This window comes from Helicobacter sp. 13S00477-4, assembly GCF_002272785.1.
GTDB lineage: Bacteria > Campylobacterota > Campylobacteria > Campylobacterales > Helicobacteraceae > Helicobacter_J.
Map to the genome: position 1 here is coordinate 13625 of NZ_MLAS01000018.1, position 13490 is coordinate 27114.

The 13490-nt window shown below is 36.3% G+C and carries 9 protein-coding genes; 4 read left to right on the top strand and 5 right to left on the bottom strand.

From position 1 onward, the window contains the following. The first annotated feature begins 224 nt into the window (after positions 1-224). From nusA to BKH44_RS07975, 3 genes are read left to right on the top strand one after another with little or no spacing between them, the layout of a single operon-like run. The gene (gene nusA / locus BKH44_RS07970; protein WP_095272157.1) at positions 225-1346 is read left to right on the top strand and encodes a transcription termination factor NusA; all 1122 of its coding nucleotides are present in this window, start codon (positions 225-227) and stop codon (positions 1344-1346) included. Positions 1347-1359: 13 nt separating this feature from the next. Further along, positions 1360-2016, top strand: a complete 657-nt coding sequence (locus BKH44_RS08995; protein ID WP_257842629.1) for a type I restriction enzyme HsdR N-terminal domain-containing protein — start codon at positions 1360-1362, stop codon at positions 2014-2016. Beyond that, positions 1982-5236: an N-6 DNA methylase gene (locus BKH44_RS07975; RefSeq protein ID WP_257842630.1), complete on the top strand. Its 3255-nt coding sequence runs from the start codon at positions 1982-1984 to the stop codon at positions 5234-5236. The genes BKH44_RS08995 and BKH44_RS07975 overlap by 35 nt, the downstream gene beginning before the upstream one ends. Here the strand turns inward: BKH44_RS07975 and flgG are convergent, their stop codons facing one another. The 5 genes from flgG to ileS form a co-directional block, all read right to left on the bottom strand. Continuing rightward, positions 5237-6025 (bottom strand): flagellar basal-body rod protein FlgG, encoded by a 789-nt coding sequence (gene flgG / locus BKH44_RS07980; protein ID WP_095272159.1) that lies wholly within the window; start codon positions 6023-6025, stop codon positions 5237-5239. 52 nt (positions 6026-6077) lie between these two features. Beyond that, on the bottom strand, positions 6078-6845 hold the full coding sequence (locus BKH44_RS07985; protein ID WP_095272162.1) for an ABC transporter ATP-binding protein: 768 nt from the start codon (positions 6843-6845) through the stop codon (positions 6078-6080). Continuing rightward, on the bottom strand, positions 6845-7825 hold the full coding sequence (locus BKH44_RS07990; protein WP_095272165.1) for an iron ABC transporter permease: 981 nt from the start codon (positions 7823-7825) through the stop codon (positions 6845-6847). The genes BKH44_RS07985 and BKH44_RS07990 overlap by 1 nt, the downstream gene beginning before the upstream one ends. A 115-nt stretch (positions 7826-7940) precedes the next feature. Beyond that, on the bottom strand, positions 7941-8081 hold the full coding sequence (locus BKH44_RS08860) for a hypothetical protein (RefSeq protein ID WP_180674151.1): 141 nt from the start codon (positions 8079-8081) through the stop codon (positions 7941-7943). Positions 8082-8091: 10 nt separating this feature from the next. Beyond that, on the bottom strand, positions 8092-10875 hold the full coding sequence (gene ileS, locus BKH44_RS07995; protein WP_095272167.1) for an isoleucine--tRNA ligase: 2784 nt from the start codon (positions 10873-10875) through the stop codon (positions 8092-8094). 275 nt (positions 10876-11150) lie between these two features. Between ileS and BKH44_RS08000 the strand changes: the two genes are divergently transcribed. Continuing rightward, a partial coding sequence (locus BKH44_RS08000; RefSeq protein WP_143428329.1) for a hypothetical protein occupies positions 11151-13490 on the top strand: 2340 nt, incomplete at its 3' end.

Here is a 13490-nt window from a genome sequence, read left to right on the forward strand (position 1 = left end):
TACAAACTCCTTGTGTACTTTTATTTATCATTAATTGATAGTTTAACGAAATAAAATTCTACCTACATTTGCCTTATAAAAAGTTTGAATATTTTTTATCTTAAAAAATATTCAAACTTGTTGAATCTAAAATTTTTGCTATAATTGCAATTCCTTATCAATAAATCTCCCTGCTTCAAAAAATATTCAAATCAAGCAAATTTTGGGATAATCAAAGGACAAAAATGGAAAAAATATTGGACATTATTGAGCTGATTGCCTATGAAAAAGGACTGCAAGTTTCAATTGTCTCTCAAGTCGTCAAAGATGCCATCATCAAAATGGCAAAAAAAGAAATCGATGAAAATATCAATTATACTGTCGAAGAAGATACTAAAGAAAGAACTCTAAAACTCATCCATACATTGACTGTATGTAAAGATAATGACCCTTTAATTGAACAAGATTCAAGTAATTTTATGCCAATATCAAAAGCAAAAGAAATGGATCAGGATGTCAATATCGGTGATGAAATAAAATATGAACTGAGCATGGAAGATATGAGCAGGAATGCTGTCAATCTTCTTTTCAGAGACCTTGAATTCAATATCCAGCGAACCATAGAAAATCAATTATTTGAAAAATTCAAATCCAGTCTAGGTAAAATCATCACAGGCGTAGTCGTGAGAGTCGATGAAGCTCAAAACACCTTCATAGAAATAGATGAAATCCGTGCCATCCTCCCAGTAAAAAATCGCATCAAAGGTGAAAAATTCGTCGTTGGCAACACAGTTTCTTCCATACTCAAACACGTAGGTATTGATAGGAATGGACTGCACCTAGAACTCTCACGCACGACACCAAAAATGCTTGAAGAACTCTTGCACCTAGAAGTCCCAGAAATAAAAGATGGCGAAGTAATCATTGCTAAAAGTGCAAGGATACCAGGCGATAGAGCAAAAATAGCTGTATATTCCAACAACCCCAAAATCGACCCAATAGGATCGACTGTAGGTGTCAAAGGAATACGTATCAATTCAGTAAGCAAAGAACTCAATGGAGAAAATATCGATTGTATTGAATATTCTGATGTGCCTGAAATATTTATCTCCAAAGCATTATCCCCTGCTAATATCATCAGCATCAAAATCCAACCTTCAGAAACCCAAGATACTCCACCAACCGCACTCATAAATATAATGAGCGATCAAAAAAGCAAAGCCATTGGAAAAAATGGTATCAATATCCGCCTAGCCTCTATGCTTACTGGTTATGAAATCAAACTCATTGAGATAGACAACCAACAAAACGACCCCTCAAGTCCAAAAGTCGGTGTAGACGCTCTACAATCCTTGTTCAAAGAATAACTTAGGGTTAAAAATGAAAGCACAACTCCCAGAATTTCAAAAAGATTTTTATTTCCTCAAAAACAATCTTTTCACTACCTATACCCTCCAAGTGGATTTTAAAAACACTTATGATTTTAGCCTCGACCTTACTGAGGTATTTGATAAAATCTGCTCCCTATATGATAAAAACAGGTTTGCCAAGCTAAATGAAGCCCAATTAGAAAAAGACTTCATCTCAAAAGTCCTTGAAGCCCTAGGCTGGCACCTGCTTTATCAAGAAATCAAAATCATTCAAGGCAAACAAGAAAAACCCGATTATATCCTCTTCCCCACCTTAGAAGAAAAGAAAAAATACGAAACCATACCCCAAGAAAAACGTCGCTTTAGCAATCAGAGCATAGCTGCTATCTCAGAATCCAAAGCCTATAACATTGAAATCGACAACAAAAAAGTCCAAGACAATCCGCATTTTCAAATCCTCCATTACCTCAACAACCTAAAAATCAATTTCGGATTTTTGACCAACGCTAAATTCTGGCGATTTTATGACAATTCCAAACTCTCTTCTAACAAAATTTTTTATGAAATCGACCTTGAAGCCATCATAGAAAAAAGAGATATAGAGGCTTTCAGATACTTTTATTTTATCTTTAATGCTAAAAATTTCGCAATGGGGGGGGGGGCATAAAAATGAAGATGAACACAAACTCATCTCTAAAATCCTCTCCAAAAATGACCAATCAAAAACCAACATTGAAGACAACCTCAAATCCTTAATTTATGGGATAAATGGCGAAGATTCTATTTTTGAGAAAATCGGGTCTTGTATCCATTCAAAAAACCCAAATATCTCTCCCTCTTGCGTATATGAAAATACCCTTTATTTTATCTTTAGGCTCCTTTTTATCGCCTATTTTGAAGATAGATTCTCAGATATACTCAAATATCACCAATATTTCAAAGATGAAATAAGCCTCCAAAATCTATTAGAAAACCTAAATGACAAAGAAGATGCTTTCAATGGCTTTTTCAAACTCCAAAAAATTTTTGAAATCTATGACAAAGGTGAGCCAAATTATGATATGCCCATCTTCAATGGCGGACTATTTGATAAAGAAAAGACAAAACTCCTCTATACCCCAAAACTATTCTCAAACAAAGATCTCAAAGAGATTTTAGAAAAATTTTTCTATTTTAATGATGGCAATTCACTTTACAAACGTGACTACCGGACTCTGTCTATCTCTCATCTAGGCACTGTTTATGAAGGATTGCTAAGCTATTTTTTTGAAATCACTCCAGAAGATATTTTCTATCTCCAATACTCCCCAAAAGGTTCAAAATCCTCCAAAACTAGCTCCATAGAAGGCTATTTTGACTCCTATGATTATGCAAAAATCCAAAAAGATTTCAAAATCCACAAAATCCAAACCTACAATAAAGGTCAAATCTACCTCAAAAACACAAGCAATTCTCGCAAAAGCACTGCTAGCTACTACACGCCTGCCTCTATCGTATCGTTTTTAGTAAAAGAATGCCTAAAAGATAAAATCACTCCTGAAAACATCCTCACTTTCAAAATCCTAGACAATGCCTGTGGAAGTGGGCATTTTTTAATCGAAGCCCTCAATCAAGTCACTTCAGAAATTTTACAAAATTTTGATAACTTCCCTGCAATCAAAAAAATCTATGATAAAGAAAAACAAACCATTGCCACGCACACTGCCCAATATATCCAAGACTACCAAATAGATGAAATAGATATCCTCAAACGTCTGCTTTTGAAACGAATGATTTTTGGTGTGGATATCAATCCTTTTAGCATCGAACTCACTAAGCTTAGCCTATGGATTGATAGCTTTATCTTTGGCACTCCATTGAGCTTCATAGAGCATCATATCAAATGTGGCAATGCCCTCATTGGGACAAATATAGCTAGTTTCAAACATTTCTGGCTAGATTATAATAAAAAAGCCGGCAACCTCTTTGTGCATAATTTTTTAGATGATTTTAATGATTTATCAAATATATTCAAGAGATTAGACTCACTAAAAGATTCTACCGAAGAAGATATCCTAGAATCCAAACGCATTTACAAAGAAGATATCACTCCAAAGCTATCAACCCTAAACCTCTACTTGAACTACTATAATGCAAAAAGATTTTTAACACCTGAAGAATCATTATTATTCAAAGCGATTGAAGATATTGATATGCAAGCAATCTTTAGCCACAAAGAAGCCATAAATATCATCAAATCCTATGCTAGCAAATACCGCTTTTTCAACTACGAGATAGAATTCCCAGAAATCGTAGAAGATACCAAATTCAAAGGATTCCAAGCCATAGTGGGCAACCCACCTTGGGACAAAACAAAATTTGATGATAGCAACTTCTTCCCTCAATACAAAAGCGACTACCGCACACTCAAAAATAGTCAAAAAGATGAATTTGCCAAAAACCTCCTCTCCATACCCTCTATCAAATCCCTCTATGAAGACCAAAAAGCCACCGCTACTGCTACCACAAAATATTACAAAGCAAATTACCCGCTCAATTATGGCAGTGGGGATAGCAACCTATTTAGATTCTTTGTCGAAGCCAATCTATCCCTATTAGATACAGGAGCAAGCTTAGCTTATGTACTGCCCTCTGCCCTGATGTTTGAAGAAGGCAGTTTTAGTCTAAGAAAACATATACTGACAAATAAAACCCTGCATTTTTTCTATAGCTTTGAAAATCGCAATGGAATCTTTGCTGATGTAGATATTAGATACAAATTTGCCCTGATGCAGATCCAAAATACCACTCCAGAGCCAAACCATAGCACCAAAACAATGTTTTACAAAACCAATATCAACTCCATCTACAACCCTGATGAAATCATCCCCCTAAATTTAGAAAATATCAGATGCCTAAGCCCTCAACATCTATCCTTGATGGAACTACGTCATCAAAAAGAGTTAAAAATTTTGAAAAAATGCTATGAAGCTTTCCCCAAGCTTTCACTCCAATGGTTAGATTTTAGGAATGAACTCCATATGACAGCAGATAAAGACCTATTTTTAGAATCTTTTTCAGAAGGGCTTATCCCGCTTTATGAGGGCAAGATGATACACCAATTCAACGCATATTTTGCCAACCCAAAATATTTCTTGCATGCAAAATCCTTTGATGAGAGATTAAAATGCAAAGAAATCTATCGCCTCAAACAAGATTTAAACCTCAATCAAAAAGAATACGAAAAGCTCATCAATCAACACAAGCTCAAAGAAAAAGATTTCATCAAATACGACAGGGAGTTTTTCAGGCTAGGTTTCCGAGCCATTGCAGGCGATACCAATGAGCGAACCACTATCTTTAGCCTATTGCCCAAAAACATAGGTTGTGGGAATAGCCTATGGAGTAGCGTGCCAAAAAGCTATTATTTTTCTAAAAACTCCATCAAGATAAAAACAACGCCCTATATCAAAATCCTCTTTGCACTAGGTATCTTCAACTCCATCCTTATGGATTTCATCCTCCGTCAAATAGTCCAAATCAATGTCAACAAAACCTATATCGAACGCATCCCTATCCCTCAACCTGAAAAAACAGAGATTTTACAAAACCCCCTTTATAGCCAAATCGCACTCAATGCACTCAAACTACAGTTATATGATATTTATGATAGATATGATGATTTCACAGAGCTAGCCTATGAATTTGGTATATCAAAAAGTGATATCCCCTCTACCCCTAAGCTCTATGATATGCTAAGGGTAAAAAATGACATTTCTATCGCCAAGCTTTATGGCATAGATTTTGAAGAGTTTTGCTACCTGCTTGGAAGCTTCAAACTCCTAAATTCCAAGCAACCTGAATACATCGCTGCACTAAAAAATCCAACGCACTGGCAAAATACTTAATTATCGTTTGAGGTTATTGACTGTTTGGAGCATCGCATCCGCTGTCTGGATAGATTTTGAATTGGCTTCATAAGCCCTCTGCCCTGTGATGAGATCAGTCATTTCTTCGACTAGCTTGACATTGCTAAGCTCTAAAAAACCCTGCCTTAGCTGTCCCAATCCATCATTTCCCCCTACTCCTACGATAGGATCGCCTGAGGCATTGGTATTGATATAAAGATTGTCTCCCAAGCTATGTAGACCTGCAGGATTGATGAAATTGGCGATTTCTATTTGTCCTAGCACATTACTCACACCTTGATTCCCCTGCACCACACTTACAGTGCCATCTGTACCAATATTTATCTGTGTAGCATCTTGAGGGACTGTGATTTGAGGCAATAGTAAATAACCCTCTGAAGTTACTATATTCCCCTCATCATCTAGCTTGAAATTCCCACTCCTGCTATATGCAGTGCTACCATCAGGGAGCTGTATCTGGAAAAATCCTTTACCGGTGATGGCAATGTCAAGGTTATTTTCAGTCTCTTTAGGACTGCCTTGAGAAAACATCTTATTGATAGCACCTGGTCGCACACCCAGTCCCACTTCTATCCCTGTAGGCGAGAGCGTCGTCTCACTGGTAGCAGTGCCTGCATATTGGAGGACTTGATAAAACAAATCATTGAATTCTGCTCTTTGTTTTTTATAGCCTGAAGTGTTGACATTAGCGATATTATTTGAAGTGGTATCGATCTGGAGCTGTTGACCCAACATCCCTGTCGTAGCGGTGTATAATGAACGCATCATCATAGAATCCTTCTATAAATTTATCAAACTAAAAGCAAAAAAGATACCAAAATCAACGAACATAAACAAAAGGCACTCCATCAAGACAATCCACCCTCACCTCTATGCCATAAAGCTCACTTAGATTTCTTGTATCCATCACTTCCCTTACATTGCCTTGAGCGAAATTTTTCCCTTCTTTTATCATATAGACTTCATCAGCATAAAGACTCACAAGATTAGGGTCATGGATATTAATGAGCACAGATAAAGATTTCTTTTTGACTTGATTTTTCACTTGTCTAAAAAGCAAAGCTTGATTTTTGATATCAAGGTGCGAAGTAGGTTCATCTAGCAAAAGTAAAGGGCATTCTTGTATCAAAGCCCGAGCTAAAAGCACCATCTGCCTCTGTCCACCACTAAGCTCATTGATACCACGATCCTTCAAATATGTAATGCCAATTTCCTCCATCAAATCCAAAGCGATTTTTTTATCTTCTGGTTTTGGGACTCCAAATATCCCCATTTTATGCGTCTGTCCCATCATTATAACATCTAAGACATTGTAATTAAAAGGGCTTGAGTATTCTTGAGGCACATAAGATACATATGAGGCACGCTGTGCAGGACTCAATTTAAGGATATCATTACCCTTGACCCATACACTACCCTCTATAGGCTTATGCATACCAAAAATATTATTGAATAAAGTCGTCTTGCCTGTCCCATTAGGTGCTAAAATCGCTGTTATATGACCCTGCTTAGAACTCAAAGATATCTTTTTCAAAATACTATTTTTTCCATAATCAAAGCTCAAATTTTTTATTTCAAGGATATTCATCAAGCACCCCATTTATTGGCAAAACGACCCAATAAAAAAATAAAAAATGGTGCACCCAAAAGTGCTGTGATAATACCTACAGGCAGATCATAAGACGTCATTGTCCTAGCTACAGTATCTGCACCTAGCAAGACCAAAGCCCCCAAAGCAATTGAGCCAGGCAATAGCACCCGCATATCCAATCCAAAAATCACCCTTGCTAAGTGAGGCACCACAAGCCCAACCCAGCCAATAGTGCCACTCACACTCACTCCCAAAGCACAAGCAAAGCTAATACAAGCAATGCAAATAAAACGCATTTTTGAAGGAGAAACACCTAGCGACATACATTCTGAATCTCCTAAGCCCAAAATATTAATCCTCCATCTCAGTAAAAACAAAGGGATAAAACCAACTCCAAATCCTAATAATGCGATTTTCACATTTTCCCAACTGGCTAACGAAAGACTACCCAAAAGCCAAATCACAATCGCTTGAGCTTTTTGCGGATCAACAAAAAACTTTATAGACCCACTCAACGCGGACAAGAAAGCTGAAAGCACAACCCCTGCAAGCACCAAAGACACACTTGAACCCCCTGCAAATCTCCCAATCATCATAACCAAAAATGAAGCCCCTAAAGCCCCTAAAAAAGCCAAAATACCAACAGGTAACCCATCAAACAAACCAATAGAAACTGCACTGCCAAAAGCAGCCCCAGATGAAATACCTAATAAATAAGGATCGACTAAGGGATTTTTAAAAATCCCTTGCATCACAGCACCAGAACCTGCCAAAATCCCACCTACTAAAATAGCCAAAATAATCCTAGGCAAACGAATCTCATATACAATCACACCATCACTACTCAAAGCCTCTCCATAAAAAATATGCTCATAAATATTACCTATAACCTCACTCCAATGCACATCCCCCACGCCAGCAAAAAGTACCCCAAAACCTAGCAACAGTACCAACACATAAACAACTATTTTTTTCATCTTATTCCAAGTATTTTTATCTGAAGAAACAAAAAAGATTCAACCCCTCAAAATCTTTTTATATGAAGAGAAATGTTATCAATAAAAAATTAATAATACCAAAATAAAAAATATACTATTTTTTTGATTTAAACTTGAAAACATAAAAAATACCAAAAGCTATCAAACAAACAAAAATAATAGTTCCAAATGTATCAGGATAGCCAAAGGGTTGGCTAAAATCAAAAAACTTCAAACCAAAAATCTCAAATCCCATTTTAAACCTTTCAGTCTGCAATCACTTCTTCACATCTATCACAAAGCTTATCTTCGCTTTGACATACATAACGCCAACATCTTGGGCAACGATATTTTTTTGTCTTCAAAACCAAAAAACTCTTTTCTTTACCCGCATATACGAACTGTAATGTTTGGATAATATCATCCTTAATAACCCTATCAGTATCACTGACTTCACTCACAATGAGCCAATCATCAAGACAATCAAAAAATCCTTGCTCAACTCCAATACCAAGCTCCAAAGAAGACTTAATGATTTTATCTTTTTTCAAAACATCAATTGCTTCACCTAATGCTGATCTCATAGCTAAAAGTGCTTCAAAATCTGTCTTCAATTCTAAATCAAAATGAGATTTTATATCAAAAGCTTCCAAATCAAATACATCGCTTGCCTTACCTCTAATGAGCGGTGAGGCAAATTCCAAAACTTCATCAATGCTATAAGTCAAAATCGGGGCTAACAAATGAGCTAAATTGATAGCAATCACAGCCATAACACTTTGATGTGCTCTTCGCCTTAAAGAATCTTTTTTATCACAATATAAGCTATCCTTGCATAAATCCAGATAGATACCACTGAGTTCATTGGTCAAAAATCCCATCAATATACCCAAACCTTTTACAAAATCATATTGACCAAAAAGTCTATTGACTTCAGTAAAAACATCATCTGTCTTTTTGAGCATCCAACGATCAATCTCTCCAAGTTCACCTTTAAGTACAAGAGACTCTAAATCATTCGTATTGGCAAGTAAAAATCTCATTGTATTACGTATTTTACGATATTGCTCGCTAATCTGTTTGAAAAAGTTTGCTGATACACTCAAATCACTTTGATAGTCATTCATCGCAACCCAAAGCCTCAAAATATCGCTGCCATATTCTTTCAAAATAGATTCAAGGCTGATGACATTCCCTTTGGATTTGCTCATTTTCTCGCCATTCTCATCAACAGTAAAGCCATGTGTTATGACTGATTTGAAGGGAGCTTTGGCATTAAGAATACAGCTCAAAAGCAAAGAGCTTTGAAACCATCCTCTATGCTGATCGCTCCCTTCCAAATATACATCAGCTGGATAATGTCCTCCATCATATTTTGAGGCATTTTTCCCTGTATCTAACACTGCACTCCAAGTACTCCCACTATCAAACCATACATCTAAAATATGCTTGCCCTTTTCAAGCTCGCTACATTTTCCCTCCCAAGCCTTAGGCAATAAATCTTTTATATCTTTACTCCACCAAGCATCACAACCTTCTTTTTGAAATATCGCTGCTAAATGTTCCAACACTTCCTCATCAAAAACAACCTCCCCACTCCCCTTATAGCGAAAAAAAGCAATAGGTACTCCCCAATCCCTCTGCCTTGAAATGCACCAATCAGGACGATTCTCAATCATTGTTTTTATCCTATTTCTACCCGTAGCAGGGTAAAAAATAGTCTGTTCAATAGCCTCCAAAGCGATTTGCCTCAGCGTCTTACCATCCCTAAAAGGCTTATCCATCAAGATAAACCACTGCGTCGTAGCACGATAAATTACAGGCTCATGAGATCTCCAACAATGTGGATAAGAATGGATAATCTTCTTTTGTTTCAAAAGCGATTGCCCTAACATTTGAATGATTTTTGGTTGGGCTTTAAAAATATGCATGCCCAAAAATTCTTCTGGCAAAAGCTTTTCTTTCAAAATAACCTCATTATAACACCCCTTATCATCGACTGGCATCAACACTGGCAAATCATATTTCAAACCGATATAATAATCATCTTCACCATGTCCAGGTGCAGTATGCACAGCACCACTGCCATCATTCAAACTAACATGATCACCAAGCATTATCAAAGAATCTCTTCCATTCAGTGGATTGATAGCAAAAAATCCCTCAAGTTCATCAGATAAAAATTCTTTGAGTATACCATCCTCAACCACATCAGCCTCAATCATCTTTGAATGCAAAGCCTTAGCAATGATTTTTCCTTCTTTTGTAAGGATATAGCTCTCATTAGGCTTTAGGGCTATACCACAATTTGCTGGTAAAGTCCAAGGTGTCGTAGTCCAAATCACAATAGAAGCCTTAGACACACCTAGTTTTTTCAATGCTTGATCAGACAGATCAAAAGCAACAAATACAGAATCTGATTCCTTGTCCTTATACTCCACCTCTGCATCAGCTAAAGCAGTCTCACAAGCCCAGCTCCAATAAATAGGTTTGCTCCGCTCACTAAGCAAACCACTCTTAGCAACCTCACATAAGACCTTATAAATATCAGCTTCAAAACCAAAATCCATTGTTTTATAAGGATTTTTAAAATCCCCCAAAATTCCTAATTGCTGGAATTCCTCACTTTGAATACCAATAAATTCAGCTGCATGTGCCCTACAAAGCTCTCGAATCTTTTCTTTAGGAAGGCTATCTTTTTTGTCTTTGCCAAGTTTTTTTTCTACTTGCTGTTCTATGGGTAACCCGTGACAATCCCATCCGGGAGTATAACGGACACTATCTCCTTGAAAATAATGGTATTTTATGACGATATCTTTGAGGATTTTATTCAATGCATGCCCAATATGCAAATGCCCATTAGCATATGGAGGACCATCATGAAGATTAAAATTTTTTGAAGATTTTTGGGCTTGCTTACGATTATCCCTCATTTTTGAATACATATCTTTTTGTTGCCATTTTTTATACCTCAAAGGCTCATTCACAGGAAGATTTCCCCTCATTGGAAAGTCTGTCTGTGGAAGGATAAGTGTGTCTTTATAATCCATTCTATTCCTTTTAAAATTATCGTTTTATTTAATATGTATTCTACAAAAAACAGGCTAAAAATTGATTTATTTTTTATAATCTCTTTTGTCTACAAATCAAATCCACATTTTTTTCTGAGTCAGGATAAACATAAAATATTCAACATAAATACTCAAAAAATTAACATAAATTTTTAAAAATTTAAAGCATTTCTAATAAAAATTATGATGTAATAAATAATCAAATCATCTCAAATAAGATTGACATTAAAATATAAATCCAATAGGAGCTCAAAATGAAAAAACAAAATACAATCAGCAACAATAATGTAAGAATCTCATGGGGGGGGGGGCATACAACTCTTTCACTTAAAAAACTCTTTCCTCATCTGAATTACCCCCCACACTATTCATCTAAAAAATCATTTTCTCTTCTGGTTTCTATCTCGCTCTCATCTTTATTTTTTTCATTCCCTAGCACATTGTCAGCTAATGGAAGTTCTGGTGATAGTAGCTGTTCTACTTCAAGCCCTTCACATTGTGTATATGGAACCACAATCGGAGGGAGTTCAAACATAACTATTGGTGATACATTAGACACGACTGATGATAAAAAAACTTTAACTTTGAGCAATATCACCTCAGGCAATAAGATTACAATCACAGCCAATAAAAGTATTTTGCAAACAAATAATCCAAGTATCAATGCTGGTGCTTATATCATAACAAATTTCAAAGATTCAGTTTGGTCTGGGAATCTATACATCAATAATGGTGGCTATATGAATATAAGTAGCCTCACTTTTGATGGAACTTATCAAGGGGATAGTGATGAAAGCTTAAAGGGTTATGGTTATAGTGGGAATATTGACATCAATACGGGGCAAAACATATTTAATTTCAAGAATAGCAAATTTGGCAATGCCTCTGCTACCAATCAAACCGCTTCAATTAACTTTTCCCAACAAAAGACTTATATCACTCCAGAAACAACATTCAACCTCAATGATTCGATCGCACAAGCAAATATAGTTACTACAGCTGCCAACCAAACCATCAACCTCATCAATGATTCAAAATGGATAGGTAATTATAATTATAAACAAAATAATATAGCCATTTCAAGCAGCTTCACTATCAACTCCACCAATTCATCTATGACAGGAAATATTGACAATAGTAATCTAATGGGTTTTATAGATACTAAAAATACTTTGAACCTCACTTTTTCTGGGGTCAATTCTAGCGATGGGTATTCGCTCAAAGGTGATGTGATTACCAATGGTTTTGATTCCACTATTACCTTAAAAGACAATGCGAGATGGGTAGGGAATTACACTTATACAAATGGATATATGGCAAACAATGCCACCCTCAATATCAAATCCACCAATTCATCCATGACAGGAAATTTCACTATTAAATACGATTATCGAAGGAATGCCGTAAACTCTAACCTCACTTTTTCTGGGGTCAATTCTAGCGATGGGTATTCGCTCAAAGGCAATATTGCTATACAACCAATGATATCCGGAGGTACTAACACGATTCAATTTAGTGATTCGGCTAAATGGATAGGGGCTGGGAGTTTTAATTCTTATGGCAGCCTTACTTTCGATAACTCCACCTTTGAAGGAGTCAAATTACAAGGAGCTGAAGCAAGATACAATTCTTCTATCTTGCTATATTCGGGTAAAAAGAACACTGTGTCTTTCAACAAATCCACGATTCTAGGAGAAGGAAATATTTCTTCTTATGGTGAAGATACTTTGAGTTTCACAGATACTACAATACAATCAGATAATATTGACATCATACAGGGAAATCCTTCTGGTAAGTTGACCTTGAAAATCACTGATTCAAAAGTGAATAACATTACCAGTATTGCCTCTGGAATCCTCACCTTCACCCTAGATGCTTCTTCCACTAAAGACATCAATAACACCAATACTTCTTCTACCCTAACTTTTGCTAACACCAGTAATAAAACCAACCTATCAATTGGAAACATTGAATTTGCTGGTAAAATCTCTGGTACCCTTAAGAACACTTCATTAGGTGATATAAAAGGAGGTTCTGGTCTATGGGATAATTTGACCCTAGATGCTTCTTCCACTGGCAATATCACCAATACTAATACTTCCTCTATCCTTACTATCCAAAATACCCTACCTGCTAGCAGTCCATCTGATGTTGCCCCCGCTCCTGTATCTCCTGTGGTAGCAAGTGGAGATGGAGGAGATATTTCACCCACTGAAGATTCAACTACTCCATCACAACCTACTTTCAATCATACTTATGGGGATATTGACTTTGCTGGGAAATTGAGTGCTAGTGTGTCTAAAAGCTCTATGAAATCTTTGAATTTGAGCCATACAGACAATAGCATTACCTTAAAAGATGCTTCAGCACTCGGTAAACTTTCTATCAATGGAGGTTCGACAATCACTACCTTGAGTGATTCTAGCATTGGAGAGATTCAAATCACTGGAGGGGATTCAAAAGCAAACCTCACTGCTTCTAATAATTCTAAAATAGATACCATCAAAACCATTGGTGGAACTTCAAATATCACTTTGGATAACTCTACCCTTAATTCTTTTGTTATAGACAATGGAGGCAAAGCTATCTTATCT

What these genes read in the sequence shown, in the direction of transcription:
- nusA (WP_095272157.1), top strand. Translation starts at nt 225, where the DNA reads ATGGAAAAAATATTGGACATTATTGAGCTGATTGCCTATGAAAAAGGA.
- BKH44_RS08995 (WP_257842629.1), top strand. Translation starts at nt 1,360, where the DNA reads ATGAAAGCACAACTCCCAGAATTTCAAAAAGATTTTTATTTCCTCAAA.
- BKH44_RS07975 (WP_257842630.1), top strand. Translation starts at nt 1,982, where the DNA reads ATGCTAAAAATTTCGCAATGGGGGGGGGGGCATAAAAATGAAGATGAA.
- flgG (WP_095272159.1), bottom strand. Translation starts at nt 6,025, where the DNA reads ATGATGCGTTCATTATACACCGCTACGACAGGGATGTTGGGTCAACAG.
- BKH44_RS07985 (WP_095272162.1), bottom strand. Translation starts at nt 6,845, where the DNA reads ATGAATATCCTTGAAATAAAAAATTTGAGCTTTGATTATGGAAAAAAT.
- BKH44_RS07990 (WP_095272165.1), bottom strand. Translation starts at nt 7,825, where the DNA reads ATGAAAAAAATAGTTGTTTATGTGTTGGTACTGTTGCTAGGTTTTGGG.
- BKH44_RS08860 (WP_180674151.1), bottom strand. Translation starts at nt 8,081, where the DNA reads ATGGGATTTGAGATTTTTGGTTTGAAGTTTTTTGATTTTAGCCAACCC.
- ileS (WP_095272167.1), bottom strand. Translation starts at nt 10,875, where the DNA reads ATGGATTATAAAGACACACTTATCCTTCCACAGACAGACTTTCCAATG.